Annotated in this window: 20 protein-coding genes; 8 read left to right on the forward strand and 12 right to left on the reverse strand. The window is 52.1% G+C overall.

The features are described 5' to 3' along the window. Positions 1-41: 41 nt before the first annotated feature. The 5 genes from selA (at position 42) to aldB (ending at position 7,687) form a co-directional block, all read left to right on the forward strand. Entirely contained in the window at positions 42-1,433 is a 1,392-nt protein-coding gene (gene selA, locus HBM92_RS00665; protein ID WP_000206261.1) for an L-seryl-tRNA(Sec) selenium transferase, read from the forward strand. Continuing rightward, complete coding sequence (gene selB, locus HBM92_RS00670) at positions 1,430-3,274, forward strand: selenocysteine-specific translation elongation factor (protein WP_000582430.1); 1,845 nt, start codon at positions 1,430-1,432, stop codon at positions 3,272-3,274. Before selA ends, selB begins: the two co-directional genes overlap by 4 nt. Positions 3,275-3,464: 190 nt before the next feature. Continuing rightward, positions 3,465-4,616, forward strand: coding sequence for an L-threonine dehydrogenase (gene yiaY / locus HBM92_RS00675; protein ID WP_000741494.1), 1,152 nt, complete (start codon positions 3,465-3,467; stop codon positions 4,614-4,616). Positions 4,617-4,745: 129 nt separating this feature from the next. Then, positions 4,746-6,041 carry a Fic family protein gene (locus HBM92_RS00680; protein WP_000985740.1) on the forward strand — a complete coding sequence of 432 codons (1,296 nt, stop codon included), beginning with the start codon at positions 4,746-4,748 and terminating at the stop codon, positions 6,039-6,041. Between the two features lie 107 nt (positions 6,042-6,148). After that, positions 6,149-7,687, forward strand: coding sequence for an aldehyde dehydrogenase AldB (gene aldB, locus HBM92_RS00685; RefSeq protein WP_000183973.1), 1,539 nt, complete (start codon positions 6,149-6,151; stop codon positions 7,685-7,687). A 46-nt stretch (positions 7,688-7,733) separates the two neighbouring features. Here aldB and araD read toward each other — a convergent pair whose 3' ends face one another. The 10 genes from araD to yiaK all read right to left on the reverse strand — a co-directional run bounded on the left by araD (position 7,734) and on the right by yiaK (position 16,712). Next, complete coding sequence (gene araD, locus HBM92_RS00690; RefSeq protein ID WP_000893156.1) at positions 7,734-8,429, reverse strand: L-ribulose-5-phosphate 4-epimerase; 696 nt, start codon at positions 8,427-8,429, stop codon at positions 7,734-7,736. Beyond that, a complete protein-coding gene (locus HBM92_RS00695) occupies positions 8,423-9,283 on the reverse strand; it encodes an L-ribulose-5-phosphate 3-epimerase (protein WP_001304968.1) in 861 nt (286 codons plus the stop codon). Before HBM92_RS00695 ends, araD begins: the two co-directional genes overlap by 7 nt. After that, on the reverse strand, positions 9,276-9,938 hold the full coding sequence (gene ulaD, locus HBM92_RS00700) for a 3-keto-L-gulonate-6-phosphate decarboxylase UlaD (protein WP_000089506.1): 663 nt from the start codon (positions 9,936-9,938) through the stop codon (positions 9,276-9,278). Before ulaD ends, HBM92_RS00695 begins: the two co-directional genes overlap by 8 nt. After that, the gene (gene lyxK / locus HBM92_RS00705; RefSeq protein ID WP_000196103.1) at positions 9,935-11,431 is read right to left on the reverse strand and encodes an L-xylulokinase; all 1,497 of its coding nucleotides are present in this window, start codon (positions 11,429-11,431) and stop codon (positions 9,935-9,937) included. The genes ulaD and lyxK overlap by 4 nt, the downstream gene beginning before the upstream one ends. Before the next feature lie 3 nt (positions 11,432-11,434). Continuing rightward, on the reverse strand, positions 11,435-12,421 hold the full coding sequence (gene yiaO, locus HBM92_RS00710; RefSeq protein ID WP_000776928.1) for a 2,3-diketo-L-gulonate TRAP transporter substrate-binding protein YiaO: 987 nt from the start codon (positions 12,419-12,421) through the stop codon (positions 11,435-11,437). Positions 12,422-12,433: 12 nt separating this feature from the next. Continuing rightward, the gene (yiaN, locus tag HBM92_RS00715; protein ID WP_000153839.1) at positions 12,434-13,711 is read right to left on the reverse strand and encodes a 2,3-diketo-L-gulonate TRAP transporter large permease YiaN; all 1,278 of its coding nucleotides are present in this window, start codon (positions 13,709-13,711) and stop codon (positions 12,434-12,436) included. Positions 13,712-13,713: 2 nt separating this feature from the next. Further along, positions 13,714-14,181, reverse strand: coding sequence for a 2,3-diketo-L-gulonate TRAP transporter small permease YiaM (gene yiaM, locus HBM92_RS25050; RefSeq protein ID WP_000821445.1), 468 nt, complete (start codon positions 14,179-14,181; stop codon positions 13,714-13,716). Positions 14,182-14,294: 113 nt separating this feature from the next. Continuing rightward, positions 14,295-15,215 carry a DUF4862 family protein gene (locus tag HBM92_RS00720; RefSeq protein ID WP_000856282.1) on the reverse strand — a complete coding sequence of 307 codons (921 nt, stop codon included), beginning with the start codon at positions 15,213-15,215 and terminating at the stop codon, positions 14,295-14,297. Positions 15,216-15,237: 22 nt separating this feature from the next. Next, entirely contained in the window at positions 15,238-15,702 is a 465-nt protein-coding gene (locus tag HBM92_RS00725; protein ID WP_000576092.1) for a YhcH/YjgK/YiaL family protein, read from the reverse strand. A gap of 11 nt (positions 15,703-15,713) precedes the next feature. After that, positions 15,714-16,712 carry a 3-dehydro-L-gulonate 2-dehydrogenase gene (yiaK, locus tag HBM92_RS00730; protein WP_000869018.1) on the reverse strand — a complete coding sequence of 333 codons (999 nt, stop codon included), beginning with the start codon at positions 16,710-16,712 and terminating at the stop codon, positions 15,714-15,716. 200 nt (positions 16,713-16,912) lie between these two features. On the opposite strand from yiaK, the gene yiaJ reads away from it, so the two are divergent. Together yiaJ and HBM92_RS00740 are read left to right on the forward strand one after the other, a co-directional pair. Further along, positions 16,913-17,761 carry an IclR family transcriptional regulator YiaJ gene (gene yiaJ, locus HBM92_RS00735; RefSeq protein ID WP_000514241.1) on the forward strand — a complete coding sequence of 283 codons (849 nt, stop codon included), beginning with the start codon at positions 16,913-16,915 and terminating at the stop codon, positions 17,759-17,761. A gap of 101 nt (positions 17,762-17,862) precedes the next feature. After that, positions 17,863-18,336 (forward strand): 4Fe-4S binding protein, encoded by a 474-nt coding sequence (locus HBM92_RS00740; RefSeq protein ID WP_001296520.1) that lies wholly within the window; start codon positions 17,863-17,865, stop codon positions 18,334-18,336. A 151-nt stretch (positions 18,337-18,487) separates the two neighbouring features. Here the strand turns inward: HBM92_RS00740 and avtA are convergent, their stop codons facing one another. Beyond that, complete coding sequence (gene avtA / locus HBM92_RS00745) at positions 18,488-19,741, reverse strand: valine--pyruvate transaminase (RefSeq protein WP_000144359.1); 1,254 nt, start codon at positions 19,739-19,741, stop codon at positions 18,488-18,490. Between the two features lie 177 nt (positions 19,742-19,918). Next, on the reverse strand, positions 19,919-21,949 hold the full coding sequence (malS, locus tag HBM92_RS00750; protein ID WP_000761213.1) for an alpha-amylase: 2,031 nt from the start codon (positions 21,947-21,949) through the stop codon (positions 19,919-19,921). A gap of 319 nt (positions 21,950-22,268) precedes the next feature. Between malS and HBM92_RS00755 the strand changes: the two genes are divergently transcribed. After that, positions 22,269-23,093, forward strand: a complete 825-nt coding sequence (locus HBM92_RS00755; protein WP_001297957.1) for a protein bax — start codon at positions 22,269-22,271, stop codon at positions 23,091-23,093. Positions 23,094-23,145: the final 52 nt, after the last annotated feature.

Consider the following 23,145-nt stretch of genomic DNA (forward strand, 5'->3'; position numbering starts at 1 on the left):
CCCTTCTCCGTGTGAGAGGGCCTTGATCAGCCAGGTTTCCTATGACAACCGAAACGCGTTCCCTCTATAGTCAACTTCCGGCTATTGATCGCTTATTGCGCGATAGCTCCTTCCTTTCTTTGCGTGATACTTATGGTCACACCCGCGTGGTGGAATTGCTGCGTCAGATGCTTGACGAAGCGCGAGAAGTGATTCGAGACAGCCAGACGCTGCCCGCGTGGTGTGAAAACTGGGCGCAAGAAGTCGATGCCCGGTTGACGAAAGAGGCGCAAAGCGCGCTGCGTCCGGTAATCAACCTGACGGGAACCGTGCTGCATACCAACCTTGGGCGAGCTTTACAGGCGGAAGCCGCGGTGGAAGCCGTTACGAAGGCTATGCGTTCGCCAGTGACCCTCGAGTACGATCTGGACGACGCCGGACGCGGACATCGCGATCGGGCGCTGGCGCAGCTGCTGTGCCGTATTACGGGGGCGGAAGATGCCTGTATCGTTAATAACAATGCGGCGGCGGTGTTATTGATGTTGGCGGCCACTGCCAGCGGGAAAGAGGTGGTGGTTTCTCGCGGCGAACTGGTGGAGATTGGCGGCGCGTTTCGTATTCCCGATGTTATGCGTCAGGCAGGATGCACCCTACACGAAGTAGGGACCACCAACCGCACGCACGCGAATGATTATCGTCAGGCGGTGAATGAAAATACCGCACTGTTGATGAAAGTACATACCAGTAACTACAGCATTCAGGGGTTCACCAAAGCGATAGATGAAGCGGAACTGGTGGCGCTCGGCAAAGAACTGGATGTTCCAGTGGTGACTGATTTAGGCAGTGGCTCGCTGGTCGATCTTAGCCAGTACGGTTTGCCGAAAGAGCCAATGCCGCAGGAGTTGATTGCGGCGGGCGTCAGTCTGGTGAGCTTCTCCGGCGACAAGCTGTTAGGCGGGCCGCAGGCAGGAATTATTGTTGGTAAAAAAGAGATGATCGCCCGCCTGCAAAGCCACCCGCTGAAGCGTGCATTACGCGCGGATAAAATGACCCTCGCGGCGCTGGAAGCCACGTTGCGTCTTTATTTACACCCTGAAGCTCTGAGTGAAAAATTACCGACCCTGCGCCTGCTTACCCGCAGCGCAGAGGTCATTCAAATCCAGGCACAACGTTTACAGGCTCCCCTTGCCGCACATTACGGCGCGGAGTTTGCGGTACAGGTTATGCCATGTCTTTCGCAGATCGGCAGTGGTTCGCTGCCGGTTGATCGCCTGCCGAGCGCGGCATTAACGTTTACCCCCCATGATGGACGCGGTAGCCACCTTGAGTCATTAGCCGCCCGCTGGCGTGAATTGCCAGTGCCGGTGATTGGTCGTATTTATGACGGACGATTGTGGCTGGATTTACGCTGCCTTGAAGATGAGCAACGGTTTTTGGAGATGTTGTTGAAATGATTATTGCGACTGCCGGACACGTTGACCACGGCAAAACAACCTTGTTGCAGGCGATTACGGGCGTAAATGCCGACCGTCTGCCGGAAGAAAAAAAGCGCGGCATGACCATCGATCTCGGCTATGCCTACTGGCCGCAGCCGGATGGTCGCGTGCCTGGTTTTATCGACGTACCCGGTCATGAAAAGTTTCTTTCCAACATGCTGGCGGGCGTTGGTGGTATCGATCACGCGCTGTTGGTGGTGGCGTGCGATGACGGTGTGATGGCACAGACCCGTGAGCATCTGGCGATTTTGCAGCTGACCGGTAACCCGATGCTGACAGTGGCGCTGACCAAAGCCGATCGCGTGGACGAAGCGCGTGTTGATGAGGTTGAACGCCAGGTAAAGGAGGTGCTGCGGGAATACGGTTTTGCTGAGGCAAAACTGTTTATCACCGCAGCAACCGAAGGTCGGGGAATTGATGCTCTGCGCGAGCATCTGCTTCAGTTACCAGAACGTGAACACGCCAGCCAACATAGTTTCCGCCTCGCGATCGACCGCGCATTTACCGTAAAAGGTGCCGGGCTGGTCGTCACCGGTACGGCGTTAAGCGGGGAAGTGAAAGTAGGCGATTCACTCTGGCTGACTGGTGTAAATAAACCGATGCGCGTGCGTGCGCTGCATGCGCAAAATCAGCCAACAGAAACTGCCCATGCCGGGCAGCGTATCGCGCTTAACATCGCGGGTGATGCGGAAAAAGAGCAGATTAACCGTGGCGACTGGCTGCTTGCCGATGTGCCGCCGGAGCCGTTCACACGGGTGATTGTCGAGCTTCAAACCCATACACCGCTGACCCAGTGGCAGCCGCTGCATATTCACCACGCCGCCAGCCACGTTACGGGACGTGTTTCGCTACTGGAAGATAACCTTGCCGAGCTGGTGTTCGACACGCCGCTGTGGCTGGCGGATAACGATCGCATAGTGCTGCGCGATATCTCGGCCCGCAACACGCTGGCGGGGGCGCGTGTGGTGATGCTTAACCCGCCGCGTCGCGGTAAGCGTAAGCCGGAATATCTGCAATGGCTGGCGTCTCTTGCACGGGCGCAGAGCGATGCCGATGCGTTATCTGTTCATCTGGAACGCGGCGCGGTTAACCTTGCGGATTTCGCCTGGGCACGGCAGCTCAACGGCGAAGGGATGCGCGAACTGCTGCAACAGCCTGGCTATATTCAGGCTGGTTACAGCTTGTTGAATGCGCCAGTTGCCGCCCGCTGGCAGCGGAAAATTCTCGATACATTAGCGACTTATCATGAGCAACATCGCGATGAACCTGGTCCTGGGCGCGAACGTCTGCGACGTATGGCGTTGCCAATGGAAGATGAAGCGCTGGTACTGTTGCTGATTGAAAAGATGCGCGAAAGCGGCGACATCCACAGTCATCACGGCTGGCTGCATCTGCCGGATCATAAAGCGGGCTTCAGTGCAGAGCAGCAGGCCATCTGGCAAAAAGCAGAGCCGCTGTTTGGTGACGAGCCATGGTGGGTGCGTGACCTGGCAAAAGAGACGGGAACCGACGAGCAGGCAATGCGCCTGACGCTACGCCAGGCGGCCCAACAGGGGATAATTACTGCGATCGTCAAAGATCGTTATTACCGTAACGATCGGATTGTCGAATTTGCCAATATGATCCGCGATCTCGATCAGGAATGCGGTTCAACCTGCGCGGCGGATTTCCGCGATCGCTTAGGCGTAGGCCGCAAGCTGGCAATTCAGATTCTGGAATATTTTGACCGTATTGGCTTTACGCGTCGTCGGGGAAATGATCATTTATTGCGCGACGCATTATTATTTCCGGAAAAATAAGGAAATGATTAATTCATAATAAATATGAATTAATACAAAATTTCTTATTAATGTTAAGAAGGCACGTTATTTGATGAATGTAACGTGCTTTTTATTAAAAATATTTTAATAAACGGTAATGTTGATCATATTTTCAAATGAAAATCCTCAGTAAGCTGCCCGCCCTTTTTTACACTTTCAGGAGTGTGTTATGGCAGCTTCAACCTTTTTTATTCCTTCCGTGAATGTTATTGGTGCTGATTCATTGAATGATGCAATGAATATGATGGCAGATTATGGATTTACCCGTACCTTAATTGTCACCGACAACATATTAACGAAATTGGGTATGGCGGGTGATGTGCAAAAAGCACTGGAAGAACGCAATATTTTTAGCGTTATTTATGATGGCACCCAACCTAACCCCACCACGGAAAACGTCGCCGCAGGTTTGAAATTACTTAAAGAAAATAATTGCGATAGCGTGATTTCCTTAGGCGGTGGTTCTCCACACGACTGCGCAAAAGGTATTGCGCTGGTTGCAGCCAACGGCGGTGACATCCGCGATTATGAAGGCGTTGACCGCTCTGCAAAACCGCAGCTGCCGATGATCGCCATCAACACCACGGCGGGTACGGCCTCTGAAATGACCCGTTTCTGCATCATCACTGACGAAGCGCGTCACATCAAAATGGCGATTGTGGATAAACATGTAACTCCGCTGCTTTCTGTCAATGACTCCTCTCTGATGATCGGTATGCCGAAGTCACTGACCGCTGCAACGGGTATGGATGCCTTAACGCACGCTATCGAAGCGTATGTTTCTATTGCCGCCACGCCGATCACTGACGCTTGTGCACTGAAAGCCGTGACCATGATTGCCGAAAACCTGCCGTTAGCCGTTGAAGATGGCAGCAATGCTAAAGCGCGTGAAGCAATGGCTTATGCCCAGTTCCTCGCCGGTATGGCGTTCAATAATGCTTCTCTGGGTTATGTTCATGCGATGGCGCACCAGCTGGGCGGTTTCTACAACCTGCCACATGGTGTATGTAATGCCGTTCTGCTGCCACACGTTCAGGTGTTCAACAGCAAAGTCGCTGCTGCGCGTCTGCGTGACTGTGCTGCTGCCATGGGCGTTAACGTGACAGGCAAAAATGACGCGGAAGGCGCAGAAGCGTGCATCAATGCCATCCGTGAACTGGCGAAGAAAGTGAATATCCCGGCAGGCCTGCGTGACCTGAACGTGAAAGAAGAAGATATTCCAGTGCTGGCAACCAATGCCCTGAAAGATGCGTGTGGGTTTACTAACCCGATTCAGGCAACTCACGAAGAAATTATGGCGATTTATCGCGCAGCGATGTAATCATCATTCCCACAACGGCTGGCGAGTTGTCAGCCGCTTTTTCAACTATCTCAAAACTTGCTTTTTTTGAGATAGTTTCTCTTTCCTGCTATACACTATCTCAATATTGCGCTTTTTTGAGATAAGCACATGGCTATCAAATCACCTCCCGGACTTATTCCTTTATCACACTTATCGGGTGAGGAACTCCTGGCCCACCTGCGCTTTAACCGGGTTACCGATGAAAAAGGACGTTATCTGCCTTTTGATGAGTTGCAGTACCGCATCAAAAAAGGAGAAAACGTCGATGTGGCGTGGACGCTTACCCGTCTGGCGCGCAACGCGGCGATCCAACGAATTAATTATTGCAATGAAGCGGGTGAACAGGCCGGATTCAACATTACCCCGGTGATTGCAGAAGCGTGCGAGCTTGTCGACAAACGTGCTACCGCGCTGGCGCTGAAAGATCAGACTGAACGGTTACGCGGGGCCGGAGCCGAGTTAAGCCAGTTACGCCTGGAAGAGCCGATCACCAGCTCCCAGCTGGAAGGTGCGAATACTACAACGCTGGTGGCGAGAAAAATGCTGGAAACAGGGCGGTCGCCACGCACTGAAGACGAGCATATGATTGCGGGAAATGCCCGGCTGATGGCGGAAATTCCGCACTTACTCGCAGAACCGCTGACACCTGCGCTTATTCGCCAGTTACATGCCATTGGTATGGGTGGAATCAATGACGCGAAATATCGTCCGGGAGAATTTCGTGAAACAGATGATGTTGTGATCGCCGACTATGATGGCAATATAGTGCATCAACCGCCCGCTGCGGCATTGTTACCGGAACGGCTGGAAAAAGTTTGCCAGTGGTTAAACAGCCATGAAGGGTATATTCATCCGTTGGTCCGTGCCTGCATTCTGCATTTTATGCTGGCCCATGAACATCCGTTTCGGGATGGCAACGGGCGCACCAGTCGGGCGCTGTTTTACTGGTATATGCTGAAATCGGGCTACGATGTCTTTAAATATATTTCCATCAGCAGTTTGCTTCATGCTGCACCGGTCAAATATGCCGCCAGCTACCAGTACACTGAATCAGATGGTATGGATCTGACTTATTTCCTTGAATATCAGGCGGGTGTCATTAAACGTGCTCTGCAAAACTGGCAGCAGCATATCGATGAAATTACACAACGAAGCGCAAAACTCGATAGTGTGCTGTTTAGCTCTGGTGTGCTTAAACGCCTGAATCCGCGCCAGGTAACGCTCCTGAATGTGATGCTCGCCAATCCGGGGAAAGAGTACACAGTTGCTGAAATTAGTGTGAGTCTGAGCGTCTCGGATAATACGGCGCGGACCGATTTACGGACAATTGTTAAAGAAGGATTCGCGCAAGAGAAAAGAATTAATAACCAGCAAGCAGTGTACGTCGCACACTACCCGCTGTAGCTTTTGCCCGTAAATTCGTGATAGCCGTCGTAAAGCTGTTACCGACTGGCGAAGATTTCGCCAGTCACGTCTACCCTTGTTATACCTCACACCGCAAGGAGACGATCATGACCAATAATCCCCCTTCAGCACAGATTAAGCCCGGCGAGTATGGTTTCCCCCTCAAATTAAAAGCCCGCTACGACAACTTTATTGGCGGCGAATGGGTAGCCCCTGCCGACGGCGAGTATTACCAGAACCTGACGCCGGTGACCGGGCAGCTACTGTGCGAAGTGGCGTCTTCGGGCAAACGAGACATCGATCTGGCGCTGGATGCTGCGCACAAAGTGAAAGATAAATGGGCGCACACCTCGGTGCAGGATCGCGCGGCGATTCTGTTTAAGATTGCCGATCGAATGGAACAAAACCTTGAACTTTTAGCGACGGCAGAAACCTGGGATAACGGTAAACCCATTCGCGAAACCAGTGCTGCCGACGTGCCGCTGGCGATTGATCATTTTCGCTATTTTGCCTCGTGTATTCGGGCGCAGGAAGGTGGGATCAGTGAAATTGATAGCGAAACCGTGGCCTATCATTTCCATGAGCCGTTAGGCGTGGTGGGGCAGATTATCCCGTGGAACTTCCCGCTGCTGATGGCGAGCTGGAAAATGGCTCCCGCGCTGGCGGCTGGCAACTGTGTGGTGCTGAAACCCGCACGTCTTACTCCGCTTTCTGTACTGCTGCTAATGGAAATCGTCGGTGATTTACTGCCGCCAGGGGTGGTGAACGTGGTCAACGGCGCAGGTGGGGAAATTGGCGAATATCTGGCGACCTCGAAACGCATCGCCAAAGTGGCGTTTACCGGCTCAACGGAAGTGGGTCAACAAATTATGCAATACGCCACGCAAAACATTATTCCGGTGACGCTGGAGCTGGGCGGCAAATCGCCAAATATCTTCTTTGCTGATGTGATGGATGAAGAAGATGCCTTTTTCGATAAAGCGCTGGAAGGCTTTGCACTGTTTGCCTTTAACCAGGGCGAAGTTTGCACCTGTCCAAGCCGTGCTTTAGTGCAGGAGTCTATCTACGAACGCTTTATGGAACGCGCCATCCGCCGTGTCGAAAGCATTCGCAGCGGTAACCCGCTCGACAGCGTGACGCAAATGGGCGCGCAGGTTTCTCACGGGCAACTGGAAACCATCCTCAACTACATTGATATCGGTAAAAAAGAGGGCGCTGATGTGCTCACCGGCGGGCGGCGCAAGCTGCTGGAAGGCGAACTGAAAGACGGCTACTACCTCGAACCGACGATTTTGTTTGGTCAGAACAATATGCGCGTGTTCCAGGAGGAGATTTTTGGCCCGGTGCTGGCGGTAACCACCTTCAAAACGATAGAAGAAGCGCTGGAGCTGGCGAACGATACGCAATATGGCCTGGGCGCGGGCGTCTGGAGCCGCAACGGTAATCTGGCCTATAAGATGGGGCGCGGCATTCAGGCTGGGCGCGTGTGGACCAACTGTTATCACGCTTACCCGGCACATGCGGCGTTTGGCGGCTACAAACAATCAGGCATTGGCCGCGAAACCCACAAAATGATGCTTGAGCATTACCAGCAAACCAAGTGCCTGCTGGTGAGCTACTCGGATAAACCGTTGGGGCTGTTCTGATGTGAAAGGCTGCCCGGCGTGTATTGCCGGGCACTATCAGGTATGGCTACTGCCCGTAATAGGCATTGGCCCCATGCTTACGCAGGTAGTGCTTATCCAGCAGTTCGTTTTGCATCGCAGGGAGCTGTGGCGCAAGCTGGCGCGAGAACAGACCCATATAGGCGCACTCTTCCAGTACCACGGCGTTATGCACCGCATCGGCGGCATTTTTTCCCCAGGCGAACGGGCCGTGAGAATGCACCAGTACCGCCGGGATTTGTGCCGGGTTCAACCCACGCTCTTCGAAGGTTTTAATGATCACTTCGCCGGTCTGGTATTCATACTCGCCGTTGATCTCTTCTGCGGTCATCAGGCGCGTGCAGGGGATGGCTCCGTAAAAATAATCGGCGTGAGTAGTGCCCCAGGCGGGGAGATCAAGTCCGGCCTGCGACCAGATGGTGGCGTGGCGCGAGTGGGTATGCACTATGCCGCCAATCTCCGCAAAGCGACGGTAAAGCGCCAGATGCGTTGGCGTGTCGGAAGAGGGCTTTTTGCTGCCTTCCACCACCTTGCCGCTGGCTATCTCAACCACCACCATATCGTCGGCGGTCATTACCTCATACTCAACGCCGGAAGGCTTAATCACCATCCATTGCCGCGTTTCGTCTATCGCGCTGACATTGCCCCAGGTGAACGTCACCAGATGATGAACGGGAAGCGCCAGGTTTGCCGCCAGCACGTCAGCTTTCAGTTGCTCTAACATATAAATCCGGCCTCCTGCATACGCGCTTCAATCCAGCGCCGCGCCTGAATAATCTCCAGCACCGGCTCTTTGGCTTTTTCGGTCCACATTTCAATCAGAAATGATCCGCGATAGTTCAGCTCATGCAGCGTTTTGAAGATGCCAACAAAATCGACACAGCCTTCGCCAAACGGCACATCGCGGAACTGTCCGGGGCTATGTTCGGTAACGGGTTGAGTGTCTTTCAGGTGGATGGCGGCGATACGGTCGATGCCCAGTTTCAGTTCGGCGGGAACATCATTGCCCCAGGCGCTGAGGTTGCCGACGTCCGGGTAGACGGTGAACCACGGCGAGGCGAGCATCTCGTCCCATTTTTTCCATTTGCTGATGGAGTTCATAAACGCAGTATCCATAATCTCCACTGCCAGCATGACTTGTGATGCCGCCGCCTGTTCGACCGCCCACGCCAGCCCTTCAGCAAAACGTTGCTGGGTGCCTTCGTCGTGGTCTTCGTAATAGACGTCGTAACCTGCCAGTTGAATAGTACGAATGCCGAGATCGCGCGCCAGGCGAATCGCTTTACTCATAATCTCCCGCGCCCGCTGGCGCACGGCGTCGTCCCGGCTACCAAAAGGAAAACGACGATGTGCGGACAGGCACATTGACGGAATAGCAACACCCGTTTCGATCATCGCGGTAACCAGCGAAGTACGTTGTGCGGCGCTCCAGTCAAGACGTGACAACCGTTCGTCGGTTTCATCCACCGACATTTCGACAAAATCAAAACCACAGCTTTTTGCCAGCACCAGCCGCTCCGGCCAGGAGAGATCTTTCGCCAGCGCTTTTTCATAAATGCCTAACGGATGATTACGCACGCTTGCCTCCCCAGATGGAGTCGATTTGCGCATGGAAATCGCCAGCCACTTGCGCCGGATTTGCTGCGCCTGCCAGCGCCCGTCCGGCAATAAACGCTTTCACGCGGATCTCTTTAAACAGCGGCAGGTCAGCAGGGGTAATCCCGCCGGTAATGGAAAGCTCAAGGCCGATATCGGAAAGCGCTTTCATGCGTGCCAGATCGGCCTCGCCCCACTGTTGCCCGCTGGCCTGCGCGTCACGACCACGATGATAAATGGCCTGCCGCACGCCAATACGATGCCAGTCACGGGCATCGTCCAGCGTCCAGTTGCCGAACAGCTCGATCTGGATTTCACCGCCGCAGCGTTGCGCCATCGCGTGGCCTTTTTCCACCGTGGCGAGCGGCGCGGCGCAGATGATGGTCATCCAGTTAGCGCCTGCGCCAAATGCCTGTTGCGCGAGCGTTTCACCCGCGTCGGCGACCTTCCAGTCGGCAACGATGATTTTGTCAGGGCACTGTTCGCGCAAGGCTTTCACTGCGCCAAGCCCTTCGTTTAAACAGAGAATGGTGCCTGCTTCGACAATATCGACGCTGTCTTTTAACCGCGTCACGTCGCGCTGCGCGGCTTCAAGTGATGAGTGGTCGAGGGCCAGTTGCAGAAGTGGTCGACTCATAATGTGTGCTCCTTGATGTGGGCGTGATAACCCTGAAGTGCGGCAATGAGATGTTGATAGCGTTGGTATTTTTGTTGGTAAAGCTGATGCGCGGCCATATCCGGCAGCAGGGTGCGTACCGGGTGCTGTAAGTCACGTTGGGCTTCGCTGAAATCGCGATAAACCCCGGTACCGACGCGGGCGGCAAGTGCCGCACCAAAGCAGCCGGTTTCTTCCACCTGCGGCAGCTCGATACGCAGACCGCTGACGTCCGCCAGCATTTGCATCCAGACATCGGAGTGCGCCGGGCCGCCAGTGACGCGCAGGGTGTGCACATCAGTAAAACGTTCGCGCATCCGGTTGAGATGGGTCATATGGCTGAACACCACCCCTTCATAGATAGCCTGTAAGAGGTGTGCACGGGTGTGAATGGCCTGCATCCCGTAGAAACCGCTGGTCATTTCGAGTCCGGCGTTGCTGCCGTACAGGAACGGCAGGAAAAAGAGATCGCCACCGGCTTTCGGCAAACTGGCTACGGCCTGATTAATCTCAGCAAATGAGATTTCTCCCCACTGTGCGGTAAACCATTCGAGATTGCCGGAAGAGGTGGGGCTGGCTTCGTGAACGATAAATTGACCATCGTTAACGTAGCGACCATAGACATACGGATGCGCTTCACCGTCACGTAAACCGTGGGTTATGCCGCTGGTCACCGCCCAGGTCCCCATCACCGCATTGAGGGTGAATTCGTCTTCGAGCCCGGCGCAGAGTGCGGTGGAAACCACATCAAACAGGCCGCCGACAACGGGGGTACCCGCTTTCAGACCGGTCAGTACGGCTGTCTGAGCGGTGATTTCCCCGCAGATTTCGGCAGATCCGACAACAGGCGGCAGGGCGTGATTGATTTCAGCAATCCCCAGCCAGTCGGTAAGGCACGGGTCATATTCCCCGCGACTCATGTTGTAGAGATTGGACTCAGAAATATTGCTCTCTTCACAACCTTTGACGCCGGTTAAACACCAGCGCAGGTAGTCGTGCGTCATCATCACGCAGCCAATTTGCGCGTAGCGTTCTGGTTCGTGCTCTTTCAGCCAGCGTAACAGCGACACCGGATGCCCGGTCCATAAGGTTTGTCGGGTCAGCGGATAGAGTTTTTCCGGGATGCCATCTTCCTGCCAGCGACGAACGATTTCCATCGCCCGGCGATCCGAGGACAAAATGGCGTTACCGAGCGGTTTGTCGTTTTTATCAAGTAGAAATAAGCCCTTTCCCTGCGCGGAGATGCCGATACCGACAATTTGTTCCCCGCTGACGCCGGAATGGGTAAGCAGGGCGCGAATGACAGCAGTGCAACATTGCCACAGTTCTGCCATGTCGCGCTCTGCCCAGCCTGGCTGTGGACTTAATGCGCACAGCGGCAGGCGCTGCACGCCCGCCTCCCGGCCTTCTCGGTCATACAGCCCGGCTTTCAGCCAGCTACCGCCACAATCTAACCCCAGCCAGTATTGCGTCATGGTTTATTGCACCTCATCCACGGCTTTCAGCAGATCAGCACCCTGCGGAACATCTTTAACAAACATGTCACGGACCTGGGTACCCAGCGCATCGCTAAAGGCTTTGCGGTCGAGATCGGTGATGACTTCCACGCCCGCTTCTTTCATACCGTCGATGATTTTTTGCTGATCTTCGGCGACCAGTTTGCGCTGATAGCTACCCGCTTCCTGCGCAGATGAGATCAGTGCTTGCTGGAACTCCGGGGTTAAGCCATCAAACTTCGCTTTGTTGATCACCACCAGAAGCGGCGAATAGGCGTGATGGGTCAGAGAAAGGTACTTCTGCACTTCATAAAATTTTGCTGACCAGACGACGTTGATCGGGTGTTCCTGAGCGTCGATAGTGCGGGTTTCCAGCCCGGTATAGACTTCGGCAAACGGCATCGGGATCGGGTTAGCGCCAAAAACTTTAAATGCAGCGATATTCATCGGGCTGTTGTTGGTGCGGATTTTCAACCCTTTCAGGTCGGCAGGCGTTTTGACCGGTGCACGCGAGTTGGTGACATCGCGCCAGCCGTTTTCCCAGTAGGCCAGTACTTTCAGCCCCTTACCTTCAAGGGAGACTTTCAGGTCATCACCGACTTTGCCGTCGAGCGTTTTATGCGCGTGAGCGGTATCGCGGAACAGGAACGGGACATCGAGCAGGTTGATGACGGGCGAGAGTCCCGTAAAGTTGTTAGAGCCAGACATCTCCATATCAATAGTGCCGCCACGCACGCCGCTGATCATCGCCTGCGCATTACCAAGGGTGCTATCCGGGAACAGTTTTAATTTCAGTTCGCCTTTGGTTTTTTCCTGCAGTAATTCATTAAATTTTTTCGCCGCAATATGTTGTGAATCGGTTTGTGAGGTTTCATAACCGAAACGTAATGATTGTGCCGCCAGAGAAGATGTGCTGAACGTCGCCACTCCGGCAATTAATAAAGCGTAGGTTACAGAACGTAATTTCATTATGATTTCCTTTTAACTCATCCATTTAAGAGGAGCGGTAATGAGCTCCGGTATAAAAATAAATAATGCTAACAACATGAATAAAACCATGACGTAAGGCGCAACGCCTTTTACCGCATCGTCAAATTTAAGTTTCGCCACGCCGCATACCACGTTAAGAACATTACCGACTGGAGGCGTAATCAGTGATATTGAACAGTTGATAATAAACATGATGCCGAAATAGACCGGATCTATTCCCGCTTCTTTCACTAATGGCATTAATACTGGTGTAAGAATTAATACGGTAGGCGTTAAGTCCATGACCGTACTGATCACCATAATAGCGAGCATAATGACGATGAATAATAAGCGAGGCGAATCAACCAACGGTTGTAATAGCTCCGATACCATCATGGGTAATTCGGCGATCGTAATAAGCCATGCAGATACCGCAGCAGAGGCCACCAGGAACATCACCACGGATGTGGTTTTTGCCGCGTTAATCAGCACATGATAAAGCGTGGAGAAGGTCATCTCGCGATAGACCACCACCGAGACGAACAGAGCGTAGAAGGCGGCAACCGCGCCTGCTTCGGTCGGTGTAAATAACCCCGAACGGAAACCGCCAATAATAATTATCGGTAAAAAGAGCGCCCAAATACCGGAAACTAAGGATTGCCAGACTTCTCGCAGTGAGGCTTTCGGCTGACAAGGTAAATTCAGTCGTTTTGCCTGCCACCACCAGGTAACCATCAGCGTGACGCCCATCATGATGCCTGGCGCAATGCCCGCCATAAACAGTTTGCTGATGGAGAGTCCGCTGGAGACGCCGAAGATAATGAGTGGTATGGAAGGCGGGATAATGGCCGCAATAATCCCCCCGGAACCGATAAGCCCGGCGGCGCGGTTTACCGGATAGTTGGCCTGGCGCATCATCGGCACCAGCAGCGCCGCGACAGCTGCGGTATCAGCAACCGCAGAACCGGACAGGCTTGCCATGATCATCGCTGCCAGCACGCCCACGTAACCCAGACCGCCTGGCCTGTGGCCTACCAGTTTCATTGGCAAGTCGACGATACGTTGCGACAGGCCGCCCGCGTTCATGATCTCACCCGCCAGTACAAAGAAGGGGATGGCTAACAGGGAGAAGCTGTCTGCGCCATTTACCAACGTTTGTGCCAGAATTTGCACATCAAAGATATCCATCCAGAACATCAATGAAATGCCGCACAGTAATAATGCCCAGGCGATGGGAACGCCAATTGCGATAGCCCCTAACAAACTGACAATAAATATAAGGATTGTCATCGTCAGGCTCCTTGTTGGTTTCGGCTGGGGGTATTTGTGAACTGCCGGTATAAGTGACGCAATTCCAGCAATGCGATAATCAGACTGGTGGGGATAGCGGCGGCGTACATTAAGCCAATGGGGACGCCAAGAATGGGCGATAAGTTGCTCCAGTCTTGCGCTGTTTTTTCTATAGCGCCCCAGGCCAGCCCCAGACACAGCAATAAAATGAGCGTATGGGTTAGCAGCGAAACACGTTGTTGATTAGCCGGTGAGAGTTTTTCGACTAAAAAAGTAACCTGCACATGGCTGTTGTCCATATAAGCAACGATTGCGCCAATAAAGGTTAACCAGACAAATAAAAGTCGGGATAATTCATCAATCGATAATATACTTGTGTGGAATCCATATCGAAGAATGATATTAATAAAAATAATACAAGACAGTATTGCGATGATGATCGCAAGAATGCCTTCGAGTATCCGTTTCATAACGAGTCCTTCTGGTTATGCAATATTTTTTATGCGCTAATGTTGTTAATATTCGTAATAATTATCAGAAAACGGCTAATTAGATATTCAAAGTGATATATAAATGGTTCTGTTTAACGAGATTCATTCAGAGAGTGAATGCCGTTGCGTAATATTTCGATGCGATGGTGCACATCAGCCGTCGCATTTATTTCCAGTAGCTTGATCCCAGCAAAATGCAATGTTGACGATTCTGCTACATTAAATAACTCGCGAACATGATCTGTGGTCATCAGGCTTTCTGCGCAGAATGGTGCAAACGGTGCGTGTAAATCCTGCCATTCGCCGTATGCCCCGTTTAGCGTCGTACCAGAGAACATTAACGCGCCGAGTTTTCCGGCTTGTTTCGCCATTTGGGTGTGGGTCAGCGGCAGCGTTGTATTGCGCCCTTCAATGGCAGAGCGCGCCCAGTTGATACAGATGCTGATGTCATAATCGGTAATAACTTCCAGCACATTTTCTAAAGGCAAAAAGCCTTTTCGGGGGGAAGAAGATGTCATGGCGTCGCAGTGTTCCAGCACCAGCTTGCACGGCCAGTCCCAACTGGCGATTTCTTTCAATGAGCGGGCAAAAGCGTCCGTCGCTTGCATAACATTAGGATTCGTTGCTAACGGTGCAGCCTGGAGCTCCAGTGCGAGCACTTTATTAGCCTGCAATGAGTTGATTTTATTGAACAGGTGGCGATAGTACGCCACGCAGGCCTGGCGCTGTTCTTCATCACTGGAGGCGAGACCAAACCCGCTGTTTTCGCTGCGGCGACGCATGGTTTCCATCACTGCGGTGACGACAAATTTCCAGCTCTCTGGCGTATGACGGAGTAACCATTGATCGCCCAGCGGGTGAAAATTTTCCAGGCAAGGTTGTTCCAGCCCCAAAATGTCTGGAGTCTCAGATAATTGTCGCCAGAAATCCTTCTCTTCCTCTTCACTTCTTTGGTGAAAAGAAGGTGCACAGGGATACGCGCCGATAATATAACCGGCATTATTCGTTTTCATTATGTGCTCCAGTAATCATTTTTTATAAAGCAGCGAGGGCCACTTTAACCACGATCTTGCGTATTGCCGTAGTGGCATTTTTATTACATGCCGGGCGATGTACATCCTGCGGGAAGAAAATAGCGTAACTACCCGGTATCATTTCTATAAATGATTCATGTTCACTATCGTGATAAAAAATAATATCGCGCTGCTCTAATAGTGATTCGCTGACTTTATTGTTTCCCGTATCAATGGCAATGCCGATTTTCTCTTCACCCCACGCCAGAAACTGAATATCGATATACCGACGATGCACTTCCGGACGGTTTTCTACCGCCTCGCGTGTGGTTAAATCGATAATTTGCGCATAAATATTCTTGCCGTCGATTTCGACAACGCCCGGTTCCAGGGCGTTGAAGTCGGTGGTGCGCAGAAAATCGAGCGCCTTTTCAATGGCGGCGGGCAAACGGCACGGATTAGGCTGCGCGATATGTCCAAAAATCATGGCTTATCTCCTTATAACGCCTGGATTTTTGCCCACACGCTGTCATCAACGGTAATACCGTTACGGCGGTTTTCTGCCAGCAGGGTAGTAAATTCGTGGCCGGGTAAACGAATAGCCTGGTTTTCGTCAGCACGCTCGGCACTGGTAACGTAATCCATAATGCGTTGCAGTTTGGCATCGCGGGTGGGACCGTCGATAAGCTTGTCCACTTCAATGGCAATAAAAATTTGTGAAATGCCGTATTCGTCGCTGTTGTCCTCGGTGACTTCGGCAACCGATGCGCCGTCAGAAAGGAGGGTAGCGATCATATCCAGCACAATCGACATGCCCGAACCTTTCCAGTAGCCCATCGGCAAAATGCGGCGATTTTTCTCAATAACGCCAGGTTCTTTGGTCAAATTGCCCTCATCATCAAAGCCACCATCTACCGGGAGCTGACGACCTGCCAGGCGATTAACTTCTAACATGCCGTAAGAGAACATCGACATCGACATATCGACCATGGTGATCGGCGTGGAAGGAATGGCGACGATCAGCGGGTTGGTGCCGATGCGACACTCTTTTGCGCCCCACGGTGGCATTACGGCGATGGAGTTGGTCCAGCAAATGCCAATATAGCCTTTTTCCGCCGCCTGCCAGCCGTAGCTGCCGCCGCGCATCCAGTGGTTGGCATTACGTAGTGCCACCAGACCAATACCGTGATCGGCAGCCAGTTCAATGGCGCGATCCATCATCTTTTTCGCTGTCAGGTTACCGATCGAACGCTGGGCGTCCCACTGTTCAATTGCGCCGAGGCTGGTTATACGTTTGGGTTGGGCATCAGGAATGATATCGCCGTTTTCCAGTTGTTGAATGAAACGAGGGAAACGATTAACGCCGTGAGAATAAACGCCGGATTCGGTGGTGCGGGCGAACATCTCTGCACAGGCGTCAGCCGTTTCGTTGTCAACGCCGCGTGAAATTAAGACCCGATTAAAGGCTGCTTTTAACTGCTCAAATGTCACTTTCATCCCAGGCTTCCTTGTTTTTTTGATCGCTTTTTTGGCTTAAAATTTCAATATACGAAACTTGATTTCAAATATATCGATCACTTTTTAACAAAGCAATCTGATTGATGAATTTCAAAAAACTTAAAAATCAAGTGGTTATAAATTATCTGTCGAGATCGTGAACTACGGCACACTTTGCGCTACCATCAGGACGCGACAAAATGGGGAAAGAAGTGATGGGAAAAAAAGAGAACGAGATGGCGCAGGAAAAAGAGCGCCCAGCCGGAAGCCAGAGTCTGTTTCGTGGGTTGATGCTGATTGAGATTTTGAGCAACTATCCAAACGGTTGTCCGTTGGCGCATCTTTCGGAGCTGGCTGGTTTAAATAAGAGTACCGTCCATCGCTTATTGCAGGGATTACAGTCCTGCGGCTATGTGACCACCGCGCCCGCCGCAGGGAGTTATCGCCTGACCACCAAATTTATTGCCGTCGGGCAGAAGGCGCTATCTTCGCTGAATATCATTCATATCGCCGCTCCGCATCTTGAGGCTCTGAACATCGCCACTGGTGAAACTATTAACTTCTCCAGCCGCGAAGACGATCACGCTATTTTGATTTATAAGTTGGAACCCACAACCGGGATGCTGCGAACCCGTGCCTATATAGGCCAGCATATGCCGCTCTACTGTTCCGCAATGGGCAAGATCTACATGGCGTTTGGTCACCCGGACTACGTGAAGTCATACTGGGAAAGCCATCAGCATGAGATCCAGCCGTTAACCCGCAATACCATTACCGAGCTGCCCGCGATGTTCGACGAACTGGCGCACATTCGTGAAAGTGGAGCGGCGATGGACAGAGAAGAAAACGAACTCGGCGTCTCCTGTATTGCTGTTCCGGTGTTTGATATTCATGGGCGGGTGCCGTACGCCGTGTCGATTTCGCTTTCGACATCACGTCTGAAACAGGTGGGAGAGAAAAATCTCCTGAAACCACTGCGTGAAACCGCGCAGGCTATTTCTAATGAACTGGGATTTACTGTCAGGGACGACCAGGGCGCGATTACATAACCCTTTGGACAAGTGCCAAAACTTTAACATTTCCTTCGTTGGATCAAAGCAGTAGGGACGCGCTCTCTGGCACTCTGCTGTTTTAGTGCAAAGGAGTGATCATGAACCGGTTTATTATTGCGGATGCGACGAAATGTATCGGTTGCCGTACCTGTGAAGTGGCTTGCGCAGTGTCGCATCAGGAGAATCAGGATTGCGCTGCGTTGTCACCAGACGAGTTTATTTCCCGTATTCGTGTTATTAAAGACCACAGCTGGACCACGGCAGTAGCCTGTCATCAGTGTGAAGATGCACCGTGCGCGAATGTCTGCCCTGTTGACGCGATAAGCCGCGAACATGGGCATATTTTCGTTGAACAATCACGTTGCATTGGCTGTAAAAGCTGTATGCTGGCTTGCCCGTTTGGTGCGATGGAGGTCGTTTCTTCGCGCAAAAAGGCGAGGGCGATTAAGTGCGATCTGTGCTGGCATCGGGCGACGGGGCCGGCCTGTGTTGAAGCCTGCCCGACAAAGGCGTTGCAGTGCATGGATGTCGAGAAAGTGCAGCGACATCGGCTACGGCAGCAGCCTGTTTGAAACGTTTTTCCGGCGTTTCTCAACGCAGGGATAGTGCGCTTTGTTTATGCCGGATGCGGCTAAAACGCCTTATCCGGCCTACAAATTCTACCAAATTCAATATATTGCAGAAATCATGTAGGCCTGATAAGCGTAGCGCATCAGGCAATTTTTAGTGACTTTCAGCCCAGGCTCTTTCTATCTCTTCCGCCAGAATCTTCACACCCGCCTCAATTTTCTCCGGCTCTGGTACGTAGTTCATGCGCATACATTGATGCGTATGCGGCCACGGTTTATCCAGTCCCGGGAAGAAGTTGTGCCCCGGCACCATCAGCACGCCGCGTGCTTTCAGGCGCTGGTAGAGCTGCTCGGTCGTAATGGGCAAATCCTTAAACCATAGCCAGAGGAAAATGGCTCCTTCCGGTTTATGAATCAGGCAGCGATCTTCCGGTAAATAGCGGCGAATGATGGCGATAGTTTCCTGAACACGCTGGTAGTAAAACGGTTTGATGACTGTTTCAGACAGGCGCAGCAGATCGTTACGCTTAATCATTTCACACATCATCGCCGGACCAATACCGCCAGGTGCCAGGCTGATAATGCCGTTCATATTGGTGATGGCGGTGATGATTTTTTCATTGGCGATGATAATGCCGCAGCGGGAGCCAGGTAGCCCCAGCTTGGAAAGACTCATGCACAGCACGATATTCGGATTCCATAGCGGGCGCGCTTCGCTGAAGATGATACCCGGGAACGGGACGCCATAAGCGTTATCAATCACCAGCGGAATACCGTGTTGATTCGCCAGCGCGTCAAGCTTCAGCAACTCTTCGTCAGTAATCACATTGCCTGTTGGATTCGTCGGCCGGGAGACGCAAATCATCCCGGTTTCTTCGCCAATATGTAGATGCTCAAAATCGACGTGGTATTTAAACTGGCCTTCCGGCAGCAGTTCAATATTCGGACGCGCAGAGACAAACAGATCTTCTTCCAGTCCGGCGTCAGCGTAGCCAATGTATTCCGGTGCCAGCGGGAACAGCACTTTTTTGACCCGACCATCGGCACGGCGTCCGGCAAACAGATTAAATAAGTAGAAAAACGCGCTCTGGCTGCCGTTTGTTAGTGCAATATTCTGTGGTTCGATATCCCAGCCCAACTTCTCGCGCAGCATTCCGGCAAGCAGTGTGAGTAGCTCCGTTTTCCCCTGTGGACCGTCATAATTGCACAGTGCATCAGTCGCTTTGCCACTTTCCAGCATGTCGGTCAGTAGCGTCTGGAAGTAGTCCTGCATTTCCGGGATCTGCGCCGGATTACCGCCGCCGAGCATAATCGCGCCAGGCGTGCGTAAACCGTCGTTCAGATCTTCCATCAGCAGCGTAATGCCGGAGTGGCGGGTAAATTTGTCACCAAAAAGGGAGAATGTCATAGCGGGATATCTGTCGAACTCTGTAGCAAGGAAGGTAACAATAACGCTACATTTGCTGGGGTGCAAATCGGTCTGTTGAAGAGTGAGCGGTGCTTTATCCTGCAATGCTGATTAGGGCTGACATTTTATCCTGGTTGGCGGCTTCCCGAGGTACTGACGAACGGGAAGCCGGAAAAGTCACTGTTGCCCCGCCCAGATGACCAGCACTTTATCGTCGCCATGCTCACGAACAAAGCCGTAGCCCTGCTTCAGCGAAAGTGTCGTTTGTTTGCCCGCGCCAATTGCGGGATGGCGGGCGCGGAACTGGCTGATTTTTTGCCAGTGCGCGACGCTGGCGGCAGATTTACCGCTAACATCCTGCCAGTTCATATCCGAACGCGTACCTTGCAGCGGATCAGAACCGGTAGGACCGAACGGACGCGAGGATTCATCGCCATAAAAAATTTGTACCGCGCCTGGCGCTAATAATAATAACTCTGCTGCTTTGTCGCCCCCTTCACGGAACAGGCGGGTATCATGCGACGAGAGGTAGCTCAACACGTTGAAATCCTGCAATTTCTCCGCCATTTGCTGCCAGGTCGTATCCATCTGCGCCAGACAATCGACTGCTTTCGCCGCCTGCTCCTGATAATCGAAATTGATCATCGCATCGAAGTCGTGGCGATAGTAATCACTTTGCATCACGCCGTGGCCCCAGGCTTCACCGGTCATCCAGAAAGGTTTGTCATCTAATGCTTTGTCGGGGTTAGCTTTTTTCCATTCGCGAAGTGCAGCGCTGGCTTCGGTTTTCAGTTGCTGCCAGGCGGGCAACTCAACATGTTTGGCGGTATCGACCCGAAAACCATCAATCCCATAGTCGCGGACCCACTGACTTAACCAGTGGGTTAAGTAATCGCGAGGGGTAAAGCCGTCGATGTCTTTAGCGTGGGTATCCGTTTTGTTTTTATAGAACACTGGCAGACCAGAAGCGCTAGTTGATTCGGTTTTGATATCCGGCAAAAAGGCCAGCGACATAGTGAGATCGTCGAATCCAGGATTGTCGTAATCGCCGATATCCGTTCTGATCCAGTTTTTTCCCCACCATTTATCCCAGCCTGTTTTGTCGCTGAAATTAATGTAATCGTTAAAGCTATGCCAGGTTTGCCCGGCGGCAGGTTTCCAGTCGCTCCAGCGTTCACCCAGCGTTTTTTTCAGCTCGTCACCAGAAAGATATAACGCGCCAAACTGATACTCCTGCATATCCGCCAGCGTGGCATAGCCGGTGTGGTTCATCACGACATCAAAGAGAATACGAATACCGCGCTGATGCGCGCTATCAACCAGCGTCCGTAGATCGGCTTCACTGCCCATATTGGCATCAAGATTCGTCCAGTCCTGTGTGTAATAACCATGATAGGCATAATGCGGGAAATCACCTTTTGTACCGCCGCCGACCCAGCCGTGAATTTGCTCAAATGGGGCGCTTATCCATAAAGCATTAACGCCCAACTGCTGGAGATAATCCAGTTTGTTGGTCAGGCCGCGTAAATCGCCGCCGTGAAAAGTGCCAATTTCCGCCATACCGTCTTTATGACGTCCGTAACTCTGGTCATTACTGGGATCGCCGTTTTCGAAACGATCTGTCAGCACAAAGTAAACCGTGGCGTTATGCCAGTCGAAAGGGGCGGATGTGTCAGTTTCTGCCCGTTCCAGCAGGAGTAAACCGTTGCTGGTGGCAGCGGGTTGTAACGTTATTTGACCGTTCTTCACTATCGCAATTTGCTGGCTGTAATAATCCCGGACAGCGGCTCCCTCCGCAAAAGTGGCGCTGACATCCAGTGTGAGCGGTAATCCATCCCATTTCGGGCATTCACGGACCAGGCTTGCTACCGGTTCGACGGTGTTCTGGAGGGAAATCATCAATGTTGGCGTACCGGAGCGGGTGTCTAGTTGCAGCGTATATTCGCCGTCCCTGAACAATCGCCATTGAGGTGGCGTGTTGCTACAAGGTTGCAGGGAAAGCATCTGATTGAGTTTTATCGCATCCGCAGGCTGCCAGCACTGTTGGTCAAAATTTAGCATTAGTGGACGCGTACCTTTGGGCAACTGCGCGTGGCTGACAAATGTTCCCGTCCCCTGTTCGCTAAAGGCAGGGAACCCCGGAGAAGTCCAGCTGGCGGCAACGGCGAAGCCAGGAAGGAGTGTCAGAAAACAGGCGGCGAGTTTCATGGCGGATGAGTCCTTATTGCTGCGATTTCAGACAGTTTGCCAGCGATAAGCCAGACAAAACTCATCCCTGAGCGGTAAGTCCACAGGATGAGAAGCAAGGGTGAGCGATCGCGCGCAAAAAACGGCTGAATTTTGCGATAAACCCCACATTTTCTGCGATTTAGCGCCAATCTGAATCGTTAACTCGTGACATAGTTTCAGATTTGGACTATTCCTTGGGGTGCTCTTGACAGCTATTTTTGATATGATTTGAGATTCAACTCTCAAATTTGTAAAAAATATAAGGTGTTGGAATGATTAAATCCGACCAGGAGACCTGATGATTTTGACTCCCATACGACGATATGGGGCGATGATTCTTATGTTACTCACTCTGGTGTTTTCGAGTGAGGTGTTAGCGAAGACGCACACAACAACAGCGAGTCAAAAGTCCCACTTAACTAAAGCTAGTAATAAACAGGTAAGCAGTAAACAAGAGTATTCTCGCAATAGTGCAAAGAGTAGTTCACTTCCTGATTTGCGAAAATACCCTTCCGGAACACCAAGGAAAAAGGCGTTTCTCCGGACTGTAATGCCTTACATTACCAGCCAAAATGCGGCCATTACTGCGGAACGTAACTGGCTGATTTCAAAACAGTATCAGGGCCAATGGTCACCTGCTGAGCGTGCGCGTCTGAAAGACATCGCCAAACGCTACAAGGTGAAGTGGTCTGGTAATACGCGAAAAATCCCGTGGAATACCTTGCTTGAACGCGTAGACATTATCCCTACCAGTATGGTGGCGACGATGGCTGCAGCAGAAAGCGGTTGGGGAACGTCAAAGCTGGCGCGCAACAACAACAACCTGTTCGGCATGAAATGCATGAAAGGACGTTGTACCAATGCGCCGGGTAAAGTGAAAGGGTACTCACAGTTTAGTTCTGTCAAAGAATCGGTGAGCGCCTATGTCACTAACCTCAATACGCACCCGGCTTACTCTTCGTTCCGTAAATCGCGTGCACAACTGCGTAAAGCGGATCAGGAAGTGACTGCCACAGCGATGATTCACAAGCTGAAGGGCTACTCGACCAAAGGGAAGAGTTATAACAACTACCTGTTCGCAATGTACCAGGATAACCAACGGTTAATCGCGGCGCATATGTAATTGCATTTCCTCGAGCCTTATCCGACTTGTCAGGCGGATAAGGCTTTTGCTC

Origin of the sequence: Escherichia sp. E.sYA108, assembly GCF_011754335.1 — a bacterium.
Lineage (GTDB): Bacteria > Pseudomonadota > Gammaproteobacteria > Enterobacterales > Enterobacteriaceae > Escherichia > Escherichia coli.